The organism is Paenibacillus sp. PvR098 (assembly GCF_017833255.1).
Classification (GTDB): Bacteria; Bacillota; Bacilli; order Paenibacillales; family NBRC-103111; genus Paenibacillus_G.
Genome location: NZ_JAFIBU010000001.1, coordinates 1,034,452 through 1,057,519 on the forward strand (window position 1 = coordinate 1,034,452; position 23,068 = coordinate 1,057,519).

A 23,068-nucleotide genomic window follows, 5' to 3' on the forward strand; every position below is an offset into this window, starting at 1 on the left:
CCAGAAACAAAGCATGATGAAAAGGAACTTCACCTATTATCAAACGAGAATTGTACTAAATCTAAGGAATGAATAATCCATTACACATCGACAGATGAGATACCTTCCACTATAATAAACTACAGATAGGAACCATTCTTTATTGGAAAGAGGGATAGACCATGGCAGAAATAAGAATCCGCAACACCAACGAACGAATCTCAGGCGAACAAAACGTCAAAGCGTTTTTGGATAAACAAGAGGTCCTGTATGAGCACTGGAACGCAGGCAAGCTGCCTGTCGAGCTGCAAGAAAAATTTGCACTGACAGACGAGGAAAAAGCGCAAATTTTATCTACCTTTGATGGAGAAATCCGCGATCTGGCTGGACGCCGCGGTTACCAGACATGGGACCTCATTGCCCTTTCCGACGCCACACCAAACCTCGACGAGCTCCTCAAAAAGTTCGAGCAGGTTCATACGCATACGGAAGATGAAGTACGGGCCATTACGGCCGGCAAAGGTATTTTCATTATCAAAGGCACCGACGATGTGGGCTATTTCGACGTCGAACTCGAAGCAGGCGATGTTATTTCCGTCCCGGAGCATAAGCCTCACTTCTTCACTTTGATGGAAAACCGCCAAATCGTAGCCGTACGCCTCTTTATCGAAACAGAAGGCTGGATCGCTCACCCGTTCGAAGATGCGACGTTCCAAAAGGCATAATCATCTATATAAATAATGCATCAAAAACCCCGTCAAATGGACGGGGTTTTCTAATACCGAATTTGTCGTTAGGTTTGACGGCCGATCATCGTCAGATTACAACGAGTCGATGATCGTTTGAATCTCGCGCAAATTTGTAATTTCATGTGAAGGTACGATCTCATCGGATCGCTGCAGGCCGTGACGGTTGATCCACATATTACGCATACCCACTGTATTGGAACCGAGAATATCGGTTGTCAGTTTGTCACCGATCATAACGCCTTCATCCGCTTGGATGTCTAACAAACGCATAGCGTGTTCAAAAATGGCTCCCGCAGGCTTCCCTTGACCGAACTCTCCCGAGATAACGATATGATCAAAATAAGGAGCAAGCTTAGGCACTCCCGCCAGCTTTTCCTGCTGCAAATCGGGAGATCCATTCGTCAAAAGAAGAAGCTGATAACGCTCCTTCAACTGATCTAATACCTCAAACGTTTCCTCATACACAATGGGACGGTTTCTTCGTTCAGCCGGGAACAGCTCGCCGAGTTTATAGCCAAGCTCTTTATCCTCGATGCCTAACGCTTTCAACCCCAGTGTCCAAGACTCCGTACGATATTCTGGAGCCAGCGCTTGAAGTTTACGGAATTCTTCTTGCTTCCCTTGGGAAAAATGCGCCCACAGTCCTTCAAACGGGTTAATTCCGATCATTTTTGTAAATGGGAACGTCTCATACGATTCATATAAAGCACGGGCTTCACGTCGTACAGCATCCTCCAGATGAGCCGGATCTACTTTATAATATTTAGCCGCTTCAGAGCAAGTCGCTTGAAAAGCTTCTTTTACACTGCGGTCGTCCCACAGCAGCGTGTCATCCAAATCGAATAGAACCGCCTTGATCCCCATAAATTGTGTTCCTCTTTCTCCCCTGATTTATCTCTTCATTGATTAATCTTTGATTAACGTCACGTTGTTTTTTTCCGCGTACTCCTGAAGCTTTTCTCTCGCGGAGTCTACCGGAAACAGATGGTAGAGCTTGGTGAACACCCACCGTTTTCCTTTGGGCTTGAAGTTGATCACAATGGCATCTTTACTCATGGTAATATCCTTAATTTGATCTGCTTCCATAAACCGGTTACCGCCAAATCTGCGCGACGATAACGTTTTTTTATCAATTTTCAGAAAAGGACGGCGAATCCAATACATCAGGAATGCTAGAAAAATATAGCTGGCCCCAGTAATCCAATATAGCTGCTCTTGTCCAGGTTGATTCCGAAAAGTAATAAAACAAAAAACACCGGTAGCCACAAGCAGCATCGGCAAAAACCAGCTCCGTCCTTTGAATGTGACCGAACCGTCGGCACTTACTCCCGCAATCTCGCCTTTTCCGCTCTTCTTCCGCTGCGTGTTAGAAACTTTCGTATTTTTCCGAACCATTCGTTCCCACTTACGTGACATGATGAGTGCCCCTTATATTGTCATTTACACTTTGCGCCAAAACTTGTCAATAAAACGGGTAGGATATTCCGATTCCAGAGCGCTTACATCATCTAAGCGCTGCCATTGCTCAGCATCCAGCTTCCAATCCATAGCTCCCATGTTTTCTTCAAATTGCTCTAATGTCCGTGCACCAAAAATCGGCGATGTGATGCCCGGTTTATGGATCAACCAGTTCAACGCCACCTGAGCAGGAGTTTTGTCGACCTCACGAGCAACCGAAATAACTTCATCTAATATTTGAAAGTTTTTCTCTGTATTGCGGATTTCCCAACGGCTCTCTCCCATTTTAGATGCCAAGCGTCCTTCCGTCGGTTCCTGTCCACGAACATATCTTCCTGTCAAAAAACCACCGCCAAGAGGTGCCCAAGGGATAACACCCACATTCTCTTCTAAACAAAGAGGCAGAACCTCACGATCCATCGTGCGGCAAACTAAACTATACTGCGGCTGTATGGAGATAAAGCGAGCATATCTACTAAAATCACTGATGCTTAGTGATTTCATTAATTGATAAGCCAAGAAATTAGAACAGCCGATGTACCGTACTTTGCCTGATGTAACAAGATCATCCAATGTTCTCAATGTTTCCTCGATTGGCGTAATTTGATCCCAAACGTGCATCTGATAAAGATCAATATAATCTGTACCTAAACGGCGAAGACTCGCTTCCACACCATCGAGAATGTGTTTGCGGGATAAGCCTACGTGGTTGATATTCGATCCAGTAGGAAAGCGTACCTTGGTCGCCAAAATCACATCGGAACGATGTTCACGAATCGCTTTGCCTACAATCTCTTCGGAAGTACCGGAGACATACACATCCGCAGTATCGATAAAGTTACCTCCGCGCTCCAAAAAACGATGAACCATTTCAATCGAGTCCTGCTCATTTGTCGTGTTTCCAAATGTCATCGTACCTAAACAAAGCTCCGAAACGGCGATGCCGCTTTTTCCTAATACACGATACTCCATCTCTCATCCTCCGCTCTTACTTCTTCTCTTCATCAACAAACTTGATGTTATCGAGATGACCACGCAAGGAGGATTTAAAAGAGTCGATATACTTTCTTCTTAGTTCGTTGCGTTCATTCAGTTCCACATCGGTAAGCCCTTCCTCCGTCTTCGCTTTGCGGGCCAACTCGTTGATTCGCCGTACGATTGCATCATGATCCGATTCGCTCATGCTGTTCCTCCTGATAATGTCATTTCAAATTATACTTTGACATTACCGCTACGGATTGTCAAGAGAAGCAGCCTCTAGAAAACCGGATACCTGTGTAACGATCAATTATGGAAGCAAAAGCTTCTGACCTAATTGTATATTTACATTCTTCAAACCGTTAATCGCTTTCAACTGGTGCACATATTCTCTCACATCTTGTCCGTCACCAGCATGCTGAGATGCAATGCCCCAGAGGGTGTCTCCAGACTGAACCTCCACGTAAGTATGCACCAGTACCTGAGAGGTTGCTGCGTGAGCATCTTGATCAAAGATTAATGTGGCCAATACAGCAGCAAAAAACACCGTAAACAACAGCAGAGCACCTAAAACCATGGCACGCACGTACGTTCTCTTATTATTATGACTTGTCTGCATAAGCTGTCGAGAATTGAAATTATGTATGAGTTGAGTATTTTGTATCATCGAAAGTCGACCTCCAAACACTTGTTCTGTTTTTAATTTAACACGAACACTTGTTTGTGTCAATGGTTTTCTCGAACTTATGTTTGTACGAACTCCGGTTCTATGTTATAATTCTAAGTAATGATTACCAAAAATGGAGTGATGATCATGAGCAAAATTTCCAATCGTCAGCTGGCGATTTTAGAGTTCATCAAGAACGAAGTTAGGGAAAAGGGATACCCGCCTTCAGTAAGAGAAATTGGTGAGGCGGTTGGACTGGCTTCCAGTTCTACGGTACACGGCCACTTGGAGCGATTGGAAAAAAAAGGGATGATTCGCAGAGACCCTACGAAGCCAAGAGCGATAGAAATTTTGGACGGAAGCTCTTCAGACGGCCCTTTCTCCGTATCCGTGGCAAGAGTGCCTCTAATTGGACGGGTTACAGCAGGGGTGCCAATTACGGCAACGGAGAACATTGAGGATTATTTTCCGCTTCCAAGCCATTATGTAGGAGATAATAATGTCTTCATGTTAAGCGTTATCGGAGAAAGTATGATTGACGCCGGCATCCATAACGGAGATTATGTTATCGTGCGTCAGCAGCAAACTGCCGATAATGGAGATATCATTGTCGCGATGACCGAGGACGATGAAGCAACGGTGAAAACTTTTTATAAAGAAAAGGACCATATTCGATTACAGCCTGAAAACCCGACGATGGAGCCGCTTCGACTTAAGAATGTCAGTGTTTTAGGTAAGGTCATTGGTGTATTCAGAAATATTCATTAATTTCTTCCCTTTCTCCGCCAGTTTCGGTCGGTTGAAAGGTTTTTTTATGTTCCAGGCGCAGCCACAGGACATAAAAAACGCCCGCTGCCGTAATGCTTGCTGGCAGAGCGCGTATCTCAGTCCAAAGCTGGATAACTACTATTAATATAGTGTAAAATATCGGTCCCGCTCTCAATCATGAACCTGTGTGAGTTGCCGCTGTATACTAATTCCTTTTAAGCAAAAGAAAAAGCATTCTTACGATTGCATCAAGAATGAATTAATTCGTTCTACTTTTTACCAATTCACAAAATTTCTCTTGCGGTGACAAACCTTCTTAGCCAAAACGGGCTTCTCCATCTAGTAATCGTCACACCAGTTATGAAGTATTCGAACTTCATTAGCAGATTATAACAAGTACACATATTATCTAACTTACCAATCATATTAAAACCGAATTATAATTATATTCCCTTTATGATCCGGCGGTATTCTAAAATTATTGAACTTTCTTTAACAAAAAAAGCACCTCCTTAAGGAAGTGCATAACGATATTCAGTCAGTGTTCATGAATTTATGATCCCTAGTGATATACCATACGCCATCGTTAAAGTGAACGTGGATCTCTGTATGCTCATCGATATGAGGTGAACTTTCAATCATCCGCTGAACCAACTCGCCTATTTTGCTTTTATCTTCTGTCCCGTCTTGCAGACTCATATTAAACCCTCCCATGTATTTCAGAAATTCATACGGCTCCGATTCAACTTTGATTACCCACGATTTCGAATTCACTTTGAAGCTCACTGATAACCAAATCCAACGCTGTAAGTTGCCCTTTGATAATCTGCTGTAAATCCTGAAATTCGGGTTGATCAAGCTGAGTAAGGAGGACGGTGCGCCGTACTTCGAGCCGTTCTACAAATTCTTCGATCTTACCGCGGCGGTATGTTCCTGGTGGCGCCATGCCCGATCACCTACAAATGATTTTTTATACTCTCATTATATCAGAAATTGGGATGTATATGCATACATTATTATTCATTCGTTAACAATTGCATTCAATCATTAAACTATCGAACTCTCCCCATTATTCAGAGAGGTTTGTTTCCACTACGTAGGGTGGTATAATTGACAAAACATATAGAGAGGTGCTTAATGAACAAAGAACTAGTATTCCGCATCGTCCCCTCCTTGGCCGTAGTGATCGCTTGTGTCCTATTGCTGAAAGAAACAATAACCCCTACTGTATACTTTGTACTGATCAGTCCATTCGTGCTCCTTTACGCTTGGGGCAGGATAAAACGATAAGCCTCGCAATGTGTGTATGAACTTGTAAGAACTACTTACAAGTTCATCAATATTCAAACGGTTTTCATTCATACCACGACGATGTTTCTTTCTCTCCAGTTGAACTCCTTTACACCTGAGGTTGTCACCAATCTAAAAAAGCGTGCCCTTACGAAACAAAGATTTTGACAAGCAAGCACCTCTATTTTCTGCTGACTTGCACTACCTCAGCCCCGAGACTGTTTACTATACATAAAAATAGAACATCCGTGATCAATGATCCTTCGTTATCACATGTATTATCAAAATCAGTACAAACCCGCCTTCAAATCAATGTACAGGCATGACTAAACCTAGTTCGATGCAGGAATCATGGGAACTTCATTCCGAAGTCTTCCCTGTTTAACGCCTTCTCTATAACACGAAGACGAGTGGTTCACCTGCTATGCCCATCCATGCCCTCCGACACACTCACGTTGGCCTTCTATTGGTAACAGGGGTGGAAATGAAATTCGTCCAAGAGCGTCTCGGGCACGGAAGTATTCGAATCACCTCAGACGCATAGCCCACAAAAAAAACCCTTAACGCTTAGAGCGCCAAGGGTTTCCTCGATTAATATAGAGTCAAATATTGGTCCCGTTCCCAATCATGAACCTGTGTGCGGTAAATATCCCACTCAATTTCTTTGAGCTCGATGAAGTGTGCGAGGGCATGATCGCCTAGGGCGTCGCAAATCACGTCGTTGCGAAGAAGTTCATCAAGCGCCTGCTTCAGGTCAAACGGAAGGCTTGGAATGCCTTGCTCTTCCCGCTCTTCTTCACTCATGACATAGATGTTGCGGTCGGTTGGTGGAGGCAGTTGCATTTTATGCTTAATGCCATCCAGACCAGCCTTCAGCATAACGGCCAGCGCCAGGTACGGGTTAGCCGCTGGATCCGGGTTCCGGACTTCAACGCGTGTACTAATCCCACGAGACGCTGGAATACGGATCATTGGGCTTCGGTTGCTTGCAGACCACGCCACGTAGCAAGGCGCCTCATACCCTGGGACGAGCCGCTTATAAGAGTTGACTGTTGGATTCGTAATCGCAGCAAATGCGCGTGCATGACGCAAAATACCAGCCATGTATTGTCTTGCCGTCGTACTTAAGCCAAGCTTATCGCTCTCATCATAGAAGACATTCTCTTTTCCGTTGAACAACGATTGGTGGCAGTGCATTCCAGATCCGTTCACTCCATACAAAGGCTTTGGCATGAACGTGGCATGCAGTCCGTGCTGTCTCGCAATGGTTTTGACGACCACCTTAAAGGTCTGAATCTGGTCTGCCGCTTTAATGGCATCCGCATATTTAAAATCGATCTCATGCTGGCCTGGTGCCACCTCGTGGTGGGACGCTTCGATCTCAAAGCCCATTTCTTCCAGCGTTAGCACGATTTCACGACGGCAGTTCTCGCCCAGATCCATAGGCGCCAAGTCGAAATAACCGCCTTGGTCGTTTAATTCTGTAGTGGGATTGCCTTTTTCATCGGTTTTGAACAAGAAAAATTCAGGTTCGGGTCCGACGTTCATGGCCGTGAAGCCCATTTCTTCGGCTTCCTTCAATACCGATTTCAGAATACCGCGAGGGTCCCCCGGAAACGGACGGCCATCCGGTAAATAAATGTCACATATTAACCGTGCAACACGGTCTTCTGTAACCCAAGGGAATACGACCCAAGTATTTAGATCGGGATATAAATACATATCCGACTCTTCTATCCGTACATAACCTTCGATGGAAGATCCGTCGAACATCATTTTGTTATCGAGAGCTTTCTCCAGCTGACTCACAGGAATTTCCACGTTTTTGATCGTGCCCAGCAAATCCGTAAATTGAAGTCGAATGAATCTAACGTTTTCTTCCTTGGCAATGCGAAGAATATCTTCTTTAGTGAAATTCTTATCCGTCACTGTGAAATCTCCTCCTTAAACTATGTAGCAATGTTAACGGAGCATGTCCGGCACTCGTAGAAAGCAGCACCAGACCTGCCTCCAGACAATCCTTACCTTCTGAAAAAACGGGATAATTCCCCTTGAATCAGAGACACTTGGTTCGGACGTTTGCCTCCGCCCATGAGTTGCTGCTTCAGCATCCGGTGAAGCTGTGAATCGCTGAGCTCTCTGCGTTTAACTTCCGTATGTTCATTGAGTATGGTTGCGTCCTCGGAATCTTTATCCACCGGCAGCAGCACCTGTTTGATTCCGGCGATATTGACTCCTTTCTCAATCAAATCCTTGATTTCGAGAAGCCGTGCTACATCATTAAAAGAGTACAATCGTTGGTTCCCGCCGGTCCGGGCCGGGATGACGAGCTCATGCTGCTCGTAGTACCGGATTTGTCTGGCAGTCAAATCGGTCAGCTTCATTACGATGCCGATCGGAAACAACGCCATATTTCTGCGGATATCATCAGTCATGACCATCACTCCTAAGTTACTCTGGAACCTTACTTCTAATTGTAACCTTACGGAAAAACATATGTCAAGTTATGTTAGGTTCATGCCATATGTTATTGTAGATTACAGTTAATTTTATCTCTGAATAGCAATGAATGGTTAGACCCCCGCAGCGGTGTCAGCGGCCGTTCATACATCACTGACAACCGTCCGTTTTATTCATCTTTAGCCGGATGAAGATTAAGCAAGCAAGCCCCGATCCATCATGTTTTGAATCGCTGTCAACACGCCCATTTTGCAATGGGAGTACGTTAACCCGCCCTGCATGTAAGCAATGTAAGGTTCCCGAATTGGCGCGTCAGCGGACAGCTCCAGGCTTCCGCCTTGGATGAAGGTACCGGCAGCCATAATGACGGGATGCTCGTAGCCGGGCATGTCCCATGGCTCAGGTACGACATGCGCGTCCACGGCTGCGGCTTGCTGAATTCCTTGCACGAAAGCGATCAAATGCTCGGCCCCCGTGAATTGAATCGCTTGAATGAGATCCGTACGAGGGTCATTCCAATGCGGACTCGTCGTAAATCCAAGCTGCTCAAACACCGCAGCGGCAAATACCGAGCCCTTCACTGCTTGTCCAACCAAGTGAGGGGCCAGAAAGAAGCCTTGATAAATGGCTCTTGTCGTACCGAGCATCGCACCGACCTCCCCACCGATTCCCGGAGCCGTTAATCGGTATGAGGCCAGCTCTACATATTCGGTTTTACCCGCGATATACCCTCCGGTGGCCGCCAAGCCTCCCCCCGGATTTTTGATCAGAGATCCAGCCATCAAGTCGACCCCGACCTGCGTAGGCTCTCTTAGCTCAGTAAACTCTCCGTAGCAGTTATCGACAAAGACGATGACATCAGGACGGATTTCTTTAACAAAACGGACCATCTCGCCAATCTGAGAAACCGTAAAAGATGGACGCCAAGCATATCCGCGTGACCGTTGAATTCCAACCACCTTGGTACGCGGGGTGATCCGGCGGCCAATTTCGGCATAGTTAGGCGATCCGTCCTCGAGCAGTTCCACCTCGCTGTACGAAATTCCCCAATCTTGCAAAGACCCGGTGCCGTCCTTCGGTTTGCCTATAACCTTATGCAGCGTATCATATGGTCTTCCTGTGATCATCAGAAGCTCGTCCCCCGGACGAAGCACGCCGAACAGCGCCGTGCCAATCGTATGGGTCCCCGAGACGAAATGGGGACGTACCAAGGCGGCTGCGGCGCCGAACACATCGGCATACACCAAATCAAGTACTTCCCGGCCACGATCGTTATACCCGTAGCCCGTAGACCCGGCAAAATGATAGTCGCTTACTTTGTGCTTTTGAAAAGCACGGATCACCTTCCATTGATTCCGATCGACCACGCGATCGATTTCTTTGAGCTTCTCTTCGATCCTCTGCTCGGCTTGCTCCATCAAGCCGAGCACTCTCTCCGTAAACATACCTCAGACGTCTCTCCCTTGTTCTCCCTCAGCTGACCGAACTGCATCATATGCAGCCAGCATATAACCGATTTTATCGAATTCCTTGTTGTTTACCCTTACCTTAAAGAGCATATCATTGCCGTCAACCTCATTCTCGAGCACCTCGCCTACACGATAAACCAGCGAGATCACGTCCCCTTTGTCCGCGGGAATCCGGAATGTACGGCTGCCGCCCATCATACGCGTTTCGAGCAGCTCTTTAATCCGGTTAAGGTCTTCTTCACGATAAGCGGAAATTCTAAGAAACTCTCCTTCCGCTGTCAGCATGTCTGCTTGTTCCGAGGGGCACTGATCAATCTTGTTAAATACCGTGACCCGTTCTTTCCCATGAGCGCCCAGCTCCTCAAGCACTTGGTCGACCACCTTCATCTGCATAGCCATCATCTCCGAAGAGCTGTCAACGATATGCAGAATCAAGTCAGCCTCACAGGCTTCCTCCAGCGTGGCGCGAAAAGCGGCAACCAAATCATGAGGCAGGTTCTGAATGAACCCAACCGTATCCGTGATTACAATTTCCATCCCGCCGGGCAGCTTCAGTGATCGCGATGTCGGGTCGAGTGTGGCGAACAGTTGATTCTCTACATACACATCCGCAAGAGTAAGCTGCCGTAATACAGTGGACTTTCCTGCGTTCGTATAGCCCACCAGAGCCACTTGATAAACTCCGGATTTCTTGCGCCGCTCCCGATGCAGACTTCGATGCCGGACAACTTCTTGCAGCTGCCTCTTTAGCTCGTTGATCCGATCGCGAATATGGCGCCGGTCGGTCTCGAGCTTCGATTCACCGGGACCGCGCGTCCCGATGCCTCCCCCAAGCCGGGACAAATTTTTCCCTTGCCCGTACAAGCGCGGCAGCAGGTAAGTAAGCTGTGCCAGCTCTACCTGAATGATGCCTTCCCGGGTCTTCGCCCGCTGCGCGAAAATATCTAAAATAAGCTGCGTCCGATCAATAATTTTGACATCCAAAAATTGCTCCAGGTTGCGCACTTGGGCTCCCGATAGCTCCTGATCGAAGATTGCGGTATTCGCACCGGTCTCCTCGATCATTCCTTTGAGCTCCTCGGCTTTTCCCTTGCCGATAAACCATTTGGAATCCGCATATTCCTTATTTTGCGTAAGCGTGCCGAGAACATCGACCCGCGCCGTCTCCGCCAAGCTGGCGAGCTCTGAAAGCGAAAACTCCGGATCGTAGGCTTCGAGTTTTTTATGCTTCGCCGTAATGAGACTGACCAGAATGGCGTTTTCCTGTGCGTTTGGCATCACTTCGTGCGATGTTTTTCTCATACTTGTATATTTGTCTCCTTTTTGAGATCCTCCAATGCTTCATCCTGTATGAAGAAACAGGAAAAGGAACGTTCACGTTCATTGTAAACGTCCCTACACCGAATTACAATTCAATGATTATTTATAACTATTATTTCCAAACCAGAATCGATCCGATACACACAACAATACCGTATTGTCTTCTACAAACCAAGTTGTTTTTTTCGGAACGGATTAGCCAACTGATCTTCATAGATGTTGAAATCCTGCGGGAGCAGGTTCATTAAATCTTGTTTGTTAGGCTTCTGGGCTTTACTTAATAAACGCACCGCTTGGTAACGTATCGCTTTTTCAATCAGATTCCTGACATACCTCGCATTGCTAAAATGCAGTTCTGTGAGCTTTTGGATATAAAGGTGTTCTTTTAATTTTTTCATCGCCTCAGGCATTAATACATATTCACGCTCAGACGCCATTTTCTCAGCTATCTTAATCAGCTGTTCAACTTGATAATCCGGAAAATCAACTTGAATAGGAAAGCGTGACGGCAGCCCCGGATTCGTTTGCAAAAAATTATCGATCTCATCCGGATAACCGGCAAGGATCAGAATAAAATCATTCTTGTGATCTTCCATCGCTTTGACGAGACAATCTATACTTTCCTTGCCAAAATCCTTCTCACCGCCTCGAGCAAGGCTGTAGGCCTCATCAATAAACAGAATCCCTCCCAGCGCCTTTTTGACCATATCCCGGGTTTTCAGCGCTGTATGACCTATATATTCCCCGACAAGGTCTGCACGTTCGACTTCAATTAAATGCCCTTTGGATAATACGCCCATGGATTTAAAAAGCTTGGCAACGATTCGGGCTACTGTTGTTTTACCCGTTCCGGGATTTCCTTTGAAAATCATGTGATACACATGAGCTCCGGCATGCAGTCCGGCTTCCATGCGGAATTGCTTGATCTGCAGCATGGCATATATTTGAAAAATCAATTCCTTCACATCTTCAAGACCAATCATTTCATCAAGCTCTTTAAAAATGTCCGAGAAGGATTCTAAATGCGCCGGTATGGCTTTTCCGTTGATTTCGATCATCTGCGCTGCAGGCGGCGTTTCATTATTAGTAAAAACAACATTTATTTGACGGTCCCTTTTTGTTATTTTACGCGTATCCTCCTCCATCGCTCTCACCCCTTCACCCATTTTATGCATCAAGCCGTTATGATCATGTTTTAATCTTTTCTGGCTTGTACATCAAGTTGTTGTTTATGAAAAAAACTTTAGTCGATAAGACAAGATTCGACACAACCTCCTGTTTACTCATATGACTTTCGTATTATAAAATTGAATTATAGAAAACATGGGTGCTGTGAATTCGAATCCGCAAATGTGGGCACTTGGATTCGAGGGAGCGAGTAGTGCAACCGACCATCTTTCAATTTCGGGGGATGGAATTATTGTATTTCCGCCTTCCTTCTATAAGGGGGACGAACGTGAATGAACCGGAAAGAGATGAACATTGAAGAAATTGTTGAGCAGCTTGGGATCAATTTGGAGATTTTCAAGGAATGGAAGAAAGAAAGCATCGAAGTTGAACGAGATAGTGATTTTATACAAGTGAGCTGATAATGAATGAGGCGGTCCTGACGGACCGCCGTTTTTTTGTTCAGATCATCATGACCTTACCAGATTTACATATCGCGCAAAATCCACCGTTAGAATGATAAGACTGTACCCAGTTTCCAAAAGCTGCGTACTTTACCCGCCTAAATATCAATCAACCCGCATCTCCAACGGATGCAAATACGATCTATTATATCCCATACGTGAACATTACCGGACAGTATCTGCCGGCTCATCGATCCGCCAGCCTTTACCTTCAACATAACGCAACTTAACTTCTCTTTCTTCGAACTCATCAAAGATCGGCACCTGAAACCGATACGTTTTCGTCCCTTTGCCCTCTTGAATTAGTTTCGCCGAGGCATTACTCCACTCCAGCGCACTTCCGCCGTCCGCCTCCGGTTGCGCCAATTTCCCTTCAATTTCAAGAATAGAACCGTTTTCCGTTTGCTTTTTCCAATAAGCAGCCGCTTGCTCAGGCGTATAAACCCGTTCTACGTATGCGATAAATTTGTCTTTCGTATCCAAATCGCTGCTCATCCAGCGGTAGGGATACTCCTTTCCTTCTACGCCAAAAGATCCATCTATACGCTCCCCTTCTCCTCCTCTGGAGATGAACCAGAAATGCTTTTGCGCGTCCCCCACCAGACCTACCGCATCTCGATCGCTGATTTCCAGGTTCTTTCGCTGAAGCTGGCGGTACTTCTCATTCTCAACAATAACCGTTTGATTCGCTTCATCCCAAATGACCTCAGCACCTAACGCTTCTGATAGCGCCCTTACCGGAATTAAAGTGCTCCCATCGATAATTTGAGCAGGGACTTCGGAATGTATCTCGCTTCCGTTGACCATCAGCTTTACCACTTTAGGAGCAGCCAACGAAATGCCCGAAAAAAGAACAGAACCCAAAACAACCCCGCTTACAAAAGACTTCCCGTTCATCTTCATATGTACAGCACTCCTTCGTTCATCCCATGATTGGATTACACAGATATGACGTCTAGGCATGTTATTTTGTTACAGGTGCGAAGCCGGTTGGCAAAAAATAATACAGCTGCCTTACGCCAGCTTGGCGATCAATTCACGCAGCCCGAGCTGTTCCATGGAGTTCAGCCTTTGATCGTGCTCCCCGAACGTAAGCCCCGCTGTGACACTGTTGGGCACAATCACACAGCGCATGCCAGCACGCTTGGCCGCCAGTGTACCGTTGGGCGAATCCTCGAACGCTACCGCTTCCTCCGGCCGAACACCCAACCCCTTAAGCGCCTTAAGGTACAGCTCAGGATCGGGCTTAACACAGGTGACGTCGTCTGAAGTACGAATGCACTCAAACCACGGCAGCAGACCGAAACGCTCCAAATAACCGGTTACCCATGCACGGGAAGAGCTCGAGGCTAGTCCTATACGCAACCCCATATCTTTCGCTTCCTGTAAGTAAGCACGTACGCCCGGACGAACGTCCGCCAAGCGCATTTTCTCCTCATAGTCGAGCTTACGCCGATGACGGGCTGCTGCCTTATCCAATGTCCGGCCCATTCGCATTTCCAGATCATCATAGGGATTGAATGCTTCCGGCCCAGTGCCTACGCACTGTCCCCAAATGTCCAGAGTCAGCTCGCAGCCTTCCTGCAGGTACATCTCTTGATACGATTCAAACTCCGGGGTCTCCGTATCCAAAATCAGTCCGTCAAAATCAAACACGACCGCTTTGATCATGGCCTTCCTCTCCTTTCATCCCATATAAAGTATCGTACTACGTCTGCTGCGTATTGGATAGTGTATTCGTCATATCCAAAAAAAGCACCGGCCCCTTCAAGGGCTAGTGCTTGACTCCATTCTTTACGCTTCCGATACTACCGTCAGCTTCTTCTTATAGACCCATTTGGATAAAGTAATGCTGAATTCGTACAACAGCAGCAAAGGGACAATCACAAGAACATCGGAAACGAAATCCGGCGGCGTAATCGTAATGGAAACGACAATCAGCACAAAATAAGCAACCTTCCTCGCTTTGGCCAGCCGTACCGGGTTCAGCACGCCGATTTTCGTGAGAAACATAACGACCGCAGGCATCTCAAACAGCAGCCCTAACGGCAGCGTGAGGTTCAGCATAAACCGAAAGTATTTGTCCGCCGTGTACATAATGTTCACTTGTTCTTGGGCCATTGCCTTCATAAAAGACAATACCATCGGAAACAAAACGAAATATCCGAAGGATATTCCTGCCGCGAACAGAACGGCTAAGGCAGGAATGAAGGCCAGTGCCGCCTTTCTCTCATCCGGCTTTAGAGCCGGCTTCAAAAAGCTCCACAGCTGAATTCCCGCAACGGGTATCGTCACCGCTATGGCGAAGACGCCCGAGATCATCAGATAGACCCACAGCATATCCGTAGGTCCGAGAACGGTCAGCCTGCCCTCCATGTCACGGACCAGCCAGGCATAAATCGGCTTGGCATACAAGAATGCGGCGGCTAGCGCAACCAAGAAGGAACAGAGGGTTACTATCAAGCGCTTTCTCATTTCTTCCAAATGGGTCACTACATGCAATTCATGATCTTGTTGTGCCATAAGAAGCCTCCAGAATAAAAGATCGCTTCCGGCATGGTACAAGCGGCGGGGGCTCGCTTGTCGTACCGGAAGCGTGGAAATCAGCTTACATTAAGACTGTGTTTTGTCCACAGCAACCAAGTGAGGCTTGGATTCAACCGAAGCGGAGCCGTTAACAGCAGCGGAAGCAGGTTTCGCCTGGGGCTTGTCTGTCTCCAACGTGTTGTCATCTTCACCGATCAATCCCTTTGTCGCGCTTTTAAACTCGCTCAAGGTGCGGCCGAAAGCTCTTCCAAGCTCTGGAAGCTTGGACGGACCGAAAATAATTAAAGCAATAATCAAAATTAAGATTAAACCGGGTATCCCGATATTACCGAATGGCATGAGAAATCACTCCTTATTAAAATTGAAATCCGGTAATCGCGATAACGGCAGGACGAGGCATCGTATCTCCTTGACGGCGCGGCCATGTGCTGGTGAGCTTTTTCATGTCCGTTGTATTTTCACCCGGGTGCTGGACGGCAAGGAACAATGTCGTTTCATCCGGTGTAAACCAAGGTCCTGTCAGCTCGGCATCGTTCGGTGCGGAAGCGAACTGCATCGCCACACCCATATTAGGTCCTGTAGTTGGAATAACATACATACCATTATTGGCAAACGACGTGAACACGCCTTTGTTCATGCTGCTCGAAGACATATCGGTAACCGTCCACAGATTGCCGCTGCTATCAAAAGTAAGGTTGTCCGGCGCGCTGAAGCCGCTTTGGCGTCCGCCAGCAGCGAAAATTTCAAAATCAAAATCCATGGCGCCGAGATCGCTGTCTTTCTCAAAAAAACGGGTAATGTGACCGTGAATATTCCCGTGATTGTCATTGTTTGTGTGTGCTACAAAGAAGGTGTTGTCAAATGGACAAATTTCAATATCCTCTGGACGATCCGTCGGTGTTGCACCTAGAATCAAGGCTGCTTCGTGCGTATTCACGCAAATATCCGCTTGCGTCTGGAATTGGGCTGCGAGATCTTCTTTTTTCTTCTTTATCAGGCTTGGCACCTTGAATTTCTCATCCTTCAATACTTTCTGCACGGCTTCGATCGTAAGCGCAATCCACTTGCCTTTCTTCATATCGGCGGCGTACAGTGTTCCTTCCGTCAGCAGTGCCGTATTGCCGCGGCCCATTTCAGGTGCATATTTGTTTTTGGATACGAATTTGTACACACAGGCATCCTTCTTGTCATCTCCCATGTATACGACTACTCGGCCGTCTTTGCTAAGACCCATTGCCGTATTTTCATGGTTAAAACGGCCAAGCGCAGTTTGCTTGCGAATTTCAAACGTCAGATCGAACGGATCCACTTCCACAACCCAGCCGTAATGCGTAACATCCAGACCCGCTAGTTCAGATGTCTCTTCAAAGTTCTCTTCACAGGTCAGCAGCGTATTCCACAGCGTCATGCCCCCGGAACAGTTGGCGAACGTTCCCTGCACGTTCGTCGTCCCGTTCACAGCCTTCGTTCCTGAAGCAGGACCTACCAATTTCGTCGGTGTCAAACCGGTAACGCGACGGGCATATTTGGATTGCGTGTCCATCTTCCAGACACCTTTCTCGTCACGGCGCACTTCAATGACCGATCCACCTTGGACATAGAGCATTTTCTTGATTTGATCCGCTGAATATTTCCCATTGGCGTCGGGCTTACCGTGCACGAACAGATCACTGGAATATTCATGGTTTACCCACAACAACCCGTGGGTGTTGGAGCCTTTGATTGGGAAATAAACGGTAAAATCGTTATTAAAACCAAACGTATCACCGGCTTCGTTAATGACATCCCCGTATGCGGCCACCACATCATATTTAAATCCTTTCGGAAGAATCACATTGTCGACGGTACTGTGTGCAATGGGTTTAAAGAAACCCGAAACCTTATTATTTTTGTAACCGAACAAATGATCGGCCGTTCTTGCGGCATAAGCCTTGCCGCCGGTCAGGGATTCGAGTCCGGTAGATGCAGCCGCGAGCGCTGCCGTACCTGTGCCCAAATATGCAAGAAATTTTCTTCTGTTCATTTCCATGCTTTACACACCATCCGTTTCCCTTTGTTGAAATGATTGATTCCTAAATCATCATACCGGGCAAACGTAAACGGAAGATTAAGTCAGTATGGATTTTTTGTAAAGATGGTCAACAATAAGAGCCAGCACACCGGCTGTATCGCGGAGCAGGGTACACATGGCTCTACGGCTTTCATTACCGTACGCTCACGCCATAATCATCCACGGAAAACAGACTCATTCCACATGACAAAAAACTCCCTTTGGAGCATATGCCTACAGCATACGTCGAAGGGAGTTTTAACATAACAAAAATAGCTTATGATTTTTTCTCTTCCTGGGGTTTCGTGTTATCTTCTTTATCCCCGGATACGAGGCCGCGAGTCGATTCTTTAAATTCGCTTAGTGTTCTGCCGAAGGCTCTCCCGAGCTCGGGAAGCTTGGACGGTCCGAACAACAGCAGCACAACGACGATAATCAGTATAAGTCCCCCGACACCGATGTTACCGAATGGCAAGGCATTCCACTCCTTTAAATTCAAACAGTTATAGCTTTATTATAACAGCTTGTCTGTGGAAAAGAAACCGTTCCTTCCCTGTGCTCCGTAAACCTGCTATCCCATGTTTCGACTCAGCTTTCCGTCTGCTGCCCCAAAGCCAACATAACCTTGTCCCACTGCCATTTGGTCAGGGCTAACGTTTCCCGTCCCTTGTGCCAAGACATTATAAGCACATTGGAATCCATCGGTGATGCCTCAGGATCTTCGTATCCTAGGAACCGGGCAATATCGAGCGCCCTTACGGCATGATACCGGTGAGTTACAATGACCGACGAGGTCCATCCGTTCTGCTTCATAATATTTTGGCTGAACAGCATGTTTTCGTAAGTGCTCGTTGCTGCATTTTCCAAATAAATGTCGCTTTCCCGAACCCCTTTGTCCAGCAGGTAATTGCGCATGCCTTCTGCTTCCGTCAGCTTGGAGTTCGCATGATCGTATCCGCCGGATACGATTATGCGTTTGATGGTACCCTCTTCATACAATAGGACCGCACGATTTAATCGCTCTTGCAGCGCAGGACTCGGAGTTGATTGCCACAACGCAGCTCCAAGCACAATCCCTACCTCTTTCGGCGGGAGCTTACCGTCGGGTAAACTCACCATCTTCCATTGAATGAAGATCACCCACAACGTAGCGACGGCAGCGACCATCAGCAAGGCCTTCAGAGGAGTCGTTAAGGCCTTCACCAACCGAGGAGCATGATTCAATCTTTTCACCTTCATTCCAACGAACACTCCCATACCTGCTTCATTTCGAAACATTCAAAAAATGCTCCACAGCGGCAAACAATTCCGGCGCCTCTTGCTCCATACAAATCATGTGACGGGAATTCGGAAAATATATTAATTCTCTTTCGCCCCTTAGCCTGTGGTATATATACTCCGCGCTTCGGGGATGCACGATTTGATCCTTTTTGCCTTGTGCGATCAACGTAGGTACTGAAATTCTCGGCAGTTCCCGAAGCCTAGTATAACGAGCAAGCTTCATGAATTGAAAGGCTGCGGGAAGAGGCGTATTTGTAACGCGGAGCAAATGATCCCAGTCGCGGCAGCGAAGTCGCTCGGCCAAATCGTTGATGAACCGGCTGAGATAAATCACCGCCGCATTGAGCAGCACCAGTCTGTGTACCGGAAAGCGGTTAGCCAAATAAGCGGAAATCAATCCTCCCATTGAAAAACCAACCACATCGATTTCCCCAAACTGCCGTGTCAGCTTGTCCGCTTCGCTCGCAGCCGCATCCAGCCAATCCCTCCATGTGACGACGCCAAGTCCCTTCAAGTCTTTATCGTGTCCGGGTAGTGTGGGCACATGGCAATGGATGCCTTGCTTACGCAAATGCTTGGCTAGCGGCATAATCTCATAAGGTCCGCCGGTAAATCCGTGCAAAAGCAAGCAGCAGCGAGGTTTTACCCGAGAGTTCGGCGATTTTCCTTCCGGATCATAGGATATAGGAACGACTAGGTTAACGTTACCTCCGATATGAAGCGTCATAATAACATCTCTCCTTTATTGACGACGCAAACGGTTATTTTGTTCCGTCTATTCAAAGAGATAATTAACCGTATTGTAGTGAGTACGAAACTTGCGTATCCCTTCTCGGATTGCAAAAAAAACAGCGTGGCGCCCCACGCTGTTTTTTATTTTTCGGTAATGGCTATCGATTGGATCGTTACATTTTCCGTCGGCACGCTTGGAGTAGGCTCGCTTCCTTTTTTCACCGGTGTTGCGGCGATGTTCTGCACGACGTCCATGCCCTCCACCACTTTACCGAAGATCGTGTAATTGGGCTGCATGTTTAAGCTTGTGCTATCCTCACCCGTACAGATGAAAAATTGGCTGCCGTTCGTATTTTTCCCTGAGTTCGCCATGGCGACAATGCCTGGCCCGTATTTATGAGGCGTATTCAGCTCATCCTCAAATTTATAACCTGGCCCTCCAGTACCGTTGCCAAGCGGATCTCCGGTTTGCACCATAAATGACTGGATGATCCGGTGGAACGTAATATCATTGTAGAAGCCTTCCTTCGATAAAAAGACAAAGTTGTTAACCGTCTTCGGAGCGTCCTTGGCGAACAGCTCGATCGTGAAGGTTCCTTTGGAGGTCGTTACTGTCGCTTGATACGATTTATTCGGATCAATCTTCATCTCCGGAGGAGAAGACCACGATTTCTTCGAAGACTGCTCTTGGTTTACCGCATTCTGTCCAGCAGGCTGGCCTCCATTCTGGGGAGCATTCTCCGTCGCAGAAGGTGCCGGCTTCGTGCCGCAGCCCGTCGTAATTAGAGCCAGGAGCGCTATTGCGCAAATCCAAGTTGATGGTTTCCGTAAGCGTAAAGCGTTCATCAGTGCTTATTCAACTCCAATGCAGTTTTGATTGATCATAGGTTGGTACCCGGTATTCATTATACACGCGTCAGTGATAAATGAAAAATCCATCGATCGGCGGCCGAAGAGCGGCAGATTACTGCAAGGCTCCGGCCGGCACTCTCAGCGTACCCGTATTTCCCGTTTCACTTCCAGACGTGCCAGTAGGGTCGGTTCCTGTTTCAGGCGTTGGCGGGGTACCGGTTCCGGTGGAACCGGAACCGTTCGCCGGTGTTCCTGGCTCCGTGCTGCCCCCCGTACCTCCTGTTTCACCAGTTCCATCGCCTGAACCCGTACCGGTCTCGCCGCTGCCAGTTCCGTTCTGGCCGCCGCCTTGATTGCCTCGCCCCGGCTGCACTCCCGTTCCAGACCCGTTACCCGGTCGAATGGTCCCTGACTCGCCTCTGTCTCCCGGCAAGTTAGTCCCGGGTTCTCTGGTATCAGGCTGATTCGTCCCCGGATGATTCGGACTAATGTTCCCTTCGTTCGAATCCTGACCCGGAAGCTCCGGCTCTAACGGATCCATACCGTTACCATCTTCCGATATCGTCACGGTCACTACATTGGAGCGTTGGCCCGCCGAATTGTTTTGCGTATTCATAGGAACAACAACATATTGATAAATATCCGGCTTAATCGCGGAAATATCGTTCACTTCCGTCGTCGCAGTCGTAATAAGCGGTTCCGCAGGGAAATCCTGCATGGAACTGTCTTTGCGGAACAATTGGTACGTAACCCCTTCACCTACACCGCTCCAACGGAGATGAACGGCACGATTCTCCTGATTGTATTCCGCCGTTAAGTCTCCAATGCTTTTTGGTGGCGCCGCAGGATCTGCTACGCCTCCCGGCTTCTTGAAAGAAGTCACCGGTCGTTTCTCCAGCGATTTCTGCATCACTTCTTTAAAAATTGCCGCCGCGCTGCCGCTGCTCATCGACACATAATGCTTCGAATCCGTCCTATCAAAACCCATCCAGACCGCAGCCGTCCACTCCGGAGTATATCCGGTGAACCACAGATCCCGGTTATAGCGTTCCAGCCCCTTGATGTCCAGCTGCGTCGACCCGGTTTTGCCCGCAACCGGACGTTCGAATCTCGCCGCCGTACCGGTACCCCCGGGCTCCACTACAGTCCGCATCATTTGAGTCATATACCAGGCTGTTTTGGCGCTCATCACCTGCTTGCTCTCTTCTTTAAACGCAGCCACCTCACCATTGCTGCTGGTAATTTTGATAATGGCATGAGGTTTGTTCAGGTACCCGTCGTTCGCAAAGGCGCTGTACGCTCCAGCCATTTGGAGAGTGGTAACGCCCCTGTGCAATCCCCCGAGCGCGATGGCCAAATTGTTATCCTCAGGTGTCAGCTCGATGCCCAATTTGCGGACAAAATCCCTTCCGGTCCTTACCCCGATCTGATTCAGCAGATCGACGGCCGGTAAATTGATCGAGCGTTTGATCGCTTCCTGCATGGTGACCTCGCCTCGATAGACGCCGTCATAGTTTCTAGGCGAATACCCGTTGTAGGACCTCTGCTCGTCTCTGATCCGGGTGTATGGGGTGAAACCCTTTTGTTCAACCGCAGGAGCGAACGCCACAAGCGGTTTGAACGCAGAACCCGGCTGTCTCGGCTGAGCTACGGCACGGTTTAATCCACGCGTTACGTAGTCCCGTCCTCCGATCATGGCAACGATGCCGCCATCCTTATTATTCAGGATCACCATGCTGCTTTGCATTTTATGCTGCGGACCGTCTTTCTGGAAAAATCGATTGTTCGCATACGTTTGTTCCATTGTCCGCTGCGCCACAGGGTCTAAGGTCGTATAAATCTCATAACCTCCCCGAAGCAGATCATCCTCTTCAAAGCCGTACATATCCTGGGCTTCCTTCAGCACGTAATCGATATAGGTTTGATACTGGCTTTCAGCAGCGGTCTTGGGAGCCGTGTACTCTACCGCAGCCGCTTCTGCGCGCTGCGATTCCGTAATGTATCCTTGATCCTGCATCAACCGGAGCACAACCGCACGGCGCTCCGTCGATTTCTCAGGATTACTCATCGGATTATACGTATTCGGCGCTTTAGGCATGGCCGCGAGTGTAGCCACCTGCCATATTTTCAATTGATTCAAATCCGACACGCCGAAATACACTTTGGATGCTGCCTTCACACCGTATGCTCTTTTTCCAAAATAAATACGATTTAAATAATACCCCAAAATTTCATCCTTCGAATATCTTTGCTCCAGCGCCACTGCAATGGACATCTCCGTCGCTTTACGGAAAAATGTCTTGTCAGCGCTCAAAAACACGTTTTTGGCCAGCTGCTGGGTGATGGTGCTGCCCCCCTCGACCATACTGCGGGCGATAACATCTTTGACCAAAGCGCGACCTATTCCAAAAAAGTCGACACCAGCGTGTTCCTCGAACCGTTTGTCTTCCGTAGCCACAAATGCCTGCTTAAGCAGCTCAGGAATTTCGCTGGATTCCACATTTTCCCGGTTCTCTACTTTTAATGATCCAGCTTCATTGCCGTTTACATCATAGATGTGTGAGGCTTCACTGAACTCTAATTTATCCAGATTTTCCGTTAAGATCTTGTTTCCGTTGACGATAATAAAGATATATACTCCCATTGCGCAGATCGCCGCCAGCGCTCCGGCAACGAAGGTCCACCACAACACTTTTCCTACAGTGATGTTCTTTTTCTTCTTGGCCTTGCCTGACGCCGGTTTCTTCTCCATGGGTGCTTTTCCCGATGTTCTGCTGTTTCGTTCCGCCATGCCCCGACTCCCTTTCTTTTTCTATATCTTACGATTCACAGGATAC

At 47.6% G+C, this 23,068-nt stretch carries 26 protein-coding genes and 1 riboswitch; of the genes, 4 read left to right on the forward strand and 22 right to left on the reverse strand.

Annotated features, from left to right (window positions below; genetic code table 11):
- Nucleotides 1–161 precede the first annotated feature (161 nt).
- Nucleotides 162–704, forward strand: a complete 543-nt coding sequence (locus tag JOE45_RS05125) for a 1,2-dihydroxy-3-keto-5-methylthiopentene dioxygenase (RefSeq protein WP_210021212.1) — start codon at nucleotides 162–164, stop codon at nucleotides 702–704.
- Between the two features lie 96 nt (nucleotides 705–800).
- On the opposite strand, the gene JOE45_RS05130 is transcribed toward JOE45_RS05125, so the two are convergent.
- The 5 genes from JOE45_RS05130 to JOE45_RS23405 all read right to left on the reverse strand — a co-directional run bounded on the left by JOE45_RS05130 (nucleotide 801) and on the right by JOE45_RS23405 (nucleotide 3,831).
- On the reverse strand, nucleotides 801–1,592 hold the full coding sequence (locus tag JOE45_RS05130; RefSeq protein ID WP_210021211.1) for an HAD family hydrolase: 792 nt from the start codon (nucleotides 1,590–1,592) through the stop codon (nucleotides 801–803).
- A gap of 42 nt (nucleotides 1,593–1,634) precedes the next feature.
- Nucleotides 1,635–2,144, reverse strand: coding sequence for a hypothetical protein (locus tag JOE45_RS05135; RefSeq protein WP_210021210.1), 510 nt, complete (start codon nucleotides 2,142–2,144; stop codon nucleotides 1,635–1,637).
- A 24-nt stretch (nucleotides 2,145–2,168) separates the two neighbouring features.
- Nucleotides 2,169–3,158: an aldo/keto reductase gene (locus JOE45_RS05140; RefSeq protein WP_210021209.1), complete on the reverse strand. Its 990-nt coding sequence runs from the start codon at nucleotides 3,156–3,158 to the stop codon at nucleotides 2,169–2,171.
- 16 nt (nucleotides 3,159–3,174) lie between these two features.
- The gene (locus tag JOE45_RS05145; RefSeq protein WP_210021208.1) at nucleotides 3,175–3,369 is read right to left on the reverse strand and encodes a DUF896 domain-containing protein; all 195 of its coding nucleotides are present in this window, start codon (nucleotides 3,367–3,369) and stop codon (nucleotides 3,175–3,177) included.
- A gap of 105 nt (nucleotides 3,370–3,474) precedes the next feature.
- Nucleotides 3,475–3,831 carry a LysM peptidoglycan-binding domain-containing protein gene (locus tag JOE45_RS23405; RefSeq protein ID WP_245246645.1) on the reverse strand — a complete coding sequence of 119 codons (357 nt, stop codon included), beginning with the start codon at nucleotides 3,829–3,831 and terminating at the stop codon, nucleotides 3,475–3,477.
- 147 nt (nucleotides 3,832–3,978) lie between these two features.
- On the opposite strand from JOE45_RS23405, the gene lexA reads away from it, so the two are divergent.
- A complete protein-coding gene (gene lexA / locus JOE45_RS05155) occupies nucleotides 3,979–4,599 on the forward strand; it encodes a transcriptional repressor LexA (protein WP_210021207.1) in 621 nt (206 codons plus the stop codon).
- A 534-nt stretch (nucleotides 4,600–5,133) separates the two neighbouring features.
- Here lexA and JOE45_RS05160 read toward each other — a convergent pair.
- Together JOE45_RS05160 and JOE45_RS05165 are read right to left on the reverse strand one after the other, a co-directional pair.
- Nucleotides 5,134–5,298 carry a hypothetical protein gene (locus tag JOE45_RS05160; RefSeq protein ID WP_210021206.1) on the reverse strand — a complete coding sequence of 55 codons (165 nt, stop codon included), beginning with the start codon at nucleotides 5,296–5,298 and terminating at the stop codon, nucleotides 5,134–5,136.
- A gap of 43 nt (nucleotides 5,299–5,341) precedes the next feature.
- Entirely contained in the window at nucleotides 5,342–5,545 is a 204-nt protein-coding gene (locus tag JOE45_RS05165; RefSeq protein WP_210021205.1) for a hypothetical protein, read from the reverse strand.
- Nucleotides 5,546–6,313: 768 nt separating this feature from the next.
- Here JOE45_RS05165 and JOE45_RS23410 point away from each other — a divergent pair.
- On the forward strand, nucleotides 6,314–6,433 hold the full coding sequence (locus tag JOE45_RS23410) for a site-specific integrase (RefSeq protein WP_245246646.1): 120 nt from the start codon (nucleotides 6,314–6,316) through the stop codon (nucleotides 6,431–6,433).
- A gap of 47 nt (nucleotides 6,434–6,480) precedes the next feature.
- Here JOE45_RS23410 and glnA read toward each other — a convergent pair whose 3' ends face one another.
- The 5 genes from glnA to JOE45_RS05195 all read right to left on the reverse strand — a co-directional run bounded on the left by glnA (nucleotide 6,481) and on the right by JOE45_RS05195 (nucleotide 12,283).
- Nucleotides 6,481–7,818, reverse strand: coding sequence for a type I glutamate--ammonia ligase (glnA, locus tag JOE45_RS05175; protein WP_210021203.1), 1,338 nt, complete (start codon nucleotides 7,816–7,818; stop codon nucleotides 6,481–6,483).
- A 92-nt stretch (nucleotides 7,819–7,910) separates the two neighbouring features.
- Nucleotides 7,911–8,324 carry a MerR family transcriptional regulator gene (locus JOE45_RS05180; protein WP_210021202.1) on the reverse strand — a complete coding sequence of 138 codons (414 nt, stop codon included), beginning with the start codon at nucleotides 8,322–8,324 and terminating at the stop codon, nucleotides 7,911–7,913.
- Between the two features lie 219 nt (nucleotides 8,325–8,543).
- Entirely contained in the window at nucleotides 8,544–9,794 is a 1,251-nt protein-coding gene (locus JOE45_RS05185; protein WP_210021201.1) for a methionine gamma-lyase family protein, read from the reverse strand.
- A gap of 3 nt (nucleotides 9,795–9,797) precedes the next feature.
- Entirely contained in the window at nucleotides 9,798–11,120 is a 1,323-nt protein-coding gene (hflX, locus tag JOE45_RS05190; protein WP_210021200.1) for a GTPase HflX, read from the reverse strand.
- Between the two features lie 182 nt (nucleotides 11,121–11,302).
- On the reverse strand, nucleotides 11,303–12,283 hold the full coding sequence (locus JOE45_RS05195) for an AAA family ATPase (protein WP_210021199.1): 981 nt from the start codon (nucleotides 12,281–12,283) through the stop codon (nucleotides 11,303–11,305).
- Between the two features lie 171 nt (nucleotides 12,284–12,454).
- Nucleotides 12,455–12,540, forward strand: a riboswitch (cyclic di-GMP riboswitch).
- Between the two features lie 58 nt (nucleotides 12,541–12,598).
- On the opposite strand from JOE45_RS05195, the gene JOE45_RS23790 reads away from it, so the two are divergent.
- Nucleotides 12,599–12,727: a hypothetical protein gene (locus JOE45_RS23790; protein WP_280874087.1), complete on the forward strand. Its 129-nt coding sequence runs from the start codon at nucleotides 12,599–12,601 to the stop codon at nucleotides 12,725–12,727.
- A gap of 207 nt (nucleotides 12,728–12,934) precedes the next feature.
- Here the strand turns inward: JOE45_RS23790 and JOE45_RS05200 are convergent, their stop codons facing one another.
- The 10 genes from JOE45_RS05200 to JOE45_RS05245 form a co-directional block, all read right to left on the reverse strand.
- The gene (locus JOE45_RS05200) at nucleotides 12,935–13,672 is read right to left on the reverse strand and encodes a DL-endopeptidase inhibitor IseA family protein (protein WP_245246648.1); all 738 of its coding nucleotides are present in this window, start codon (nucleotides 13,670–13,672) and stop codon (nucleotides 12,935–12,937) included.
- A 111-nt stretch (nucleotides 13,673–13,783) separates the two neighbouring features.
- A complete protein-coding gene (locus JOE45_RS05205; RefSeq protein ID WP_210021197.1) occupies nucleotides 13,784–14,440 on the reverse strand; it encodes an HAD family hydrolase in 657 nt (218 codons plus the stop codon).
- Between the two features lie 123 nt (nucleotides 14,441–14,563).
- Nucleotides 14,564–15,292 carry a twin-arginine translocase subunit TatC gene (gene tatC / locus JOE45_RS05210; RefSeq protein WP_210021196.1) on the reverse strand — a complete coding sequence of 243 codons (729 nt, stop codon included), beginning with the start codon at nucleotides 15,290–15,292 and terminating at the stop codon, nucleotides 14,564–14,566.
- A gap of 90 nt (nucleotides 15,293–15,382) precedes the next feature.
- Nucleotides 15,383–15,655 (reverse strand): twin-arginine translocase TatA/TatE family subunit, encoded by a 273-nt coding sequence (gene tatA / locus JOE45_RS05215; RefSeq protein ID WP_210021195.1) that lies wholly within the window; start codon nucleotides 15,653–15,655, stop codon nucleotides 15,383–15,385.
- A 16-nt stretch (nucleotides 15,656–15,671) separates the two neighbouring features.
- Nucleotides 15,672–17,345: a PhoX family protein gene (locus JOE45_RS05220; protein ID WP_210021194.1), complete on the reverse strand. Its 1,674-nt coding sequence runs from the start codon at nucleotides 17,343–17,345 to the stop codon at nucleotides 15,672–15,674.
- Between the two features lie 298 nt (nucleotides 17,346–17,643).
- Complete coding sequence (tatA, locus tag JOE45_RS05225; protein ID WP_210021193.1) at nucleotides 17,644–17,841, reverse strand: twin-arginine translocase TatA/TatE family subunit; 198 nt, start codon at nucleotides 17,839–17,841, stop codon at nucleotides 17,644–17,646.
- A gap of 113 nt (nucleotides 17,842–17,954) precedes the next feature.
- Nucleotides 17,955–18,644, reverse strand: coding sequence for a SanA/YdcF family protein (locus tag JOE45_RS05230; protein ID WP_245246650.1), 690 nt, complete (start codon nucleotides 18,642–18,644; stop codon nucleotides 17,955–17,957).
- Nucleotides 18,631–19,374, reverse strand: a complete 744-nt coding sequence (locus JOE45_RS05235) for an alpha/beta hydrolase (RefSeq protein WP_210021192.1) — start codon at nucleotides 19,372–19,374, stop codon at nucleotides 18,631–18,633. Before JOE45_RS05235 ends, JOE45_RS05230 begins: the two co-directional genes overlap by 14 nt.
- Before the next feature lie 146 nt (nucleotides 19,375–19,520).
- The gene (locus tag JOE45_RS05240; RefSeq protein WP_210021191.1) at nucleotides 19,521–20,225 is read right to left on the reverse strand and encodes a peptidylprolyl isomerase; all 705 of its coding nucleotides are present in this window, start codon (nucleotides 20,223–20,225) and stop codon (nucleotides 19,521–19,523) included.
- 118 nt (nucleotides 20,226–20,343) lie between these two features.
- Complete coding sequence (locus JOE45_RS05245; protein ID WP_210021190.1) at nucleotides 20,344–23,022, reverse strand: transglycosylase domain-containing protein; 2,679 nt, start codon at nucleotides 23,020–23,022, stop codon at nucleotides 20,344–20,346.
- Nucleotides 23,023–23,068: the final 46 nt, after the last annotated feature.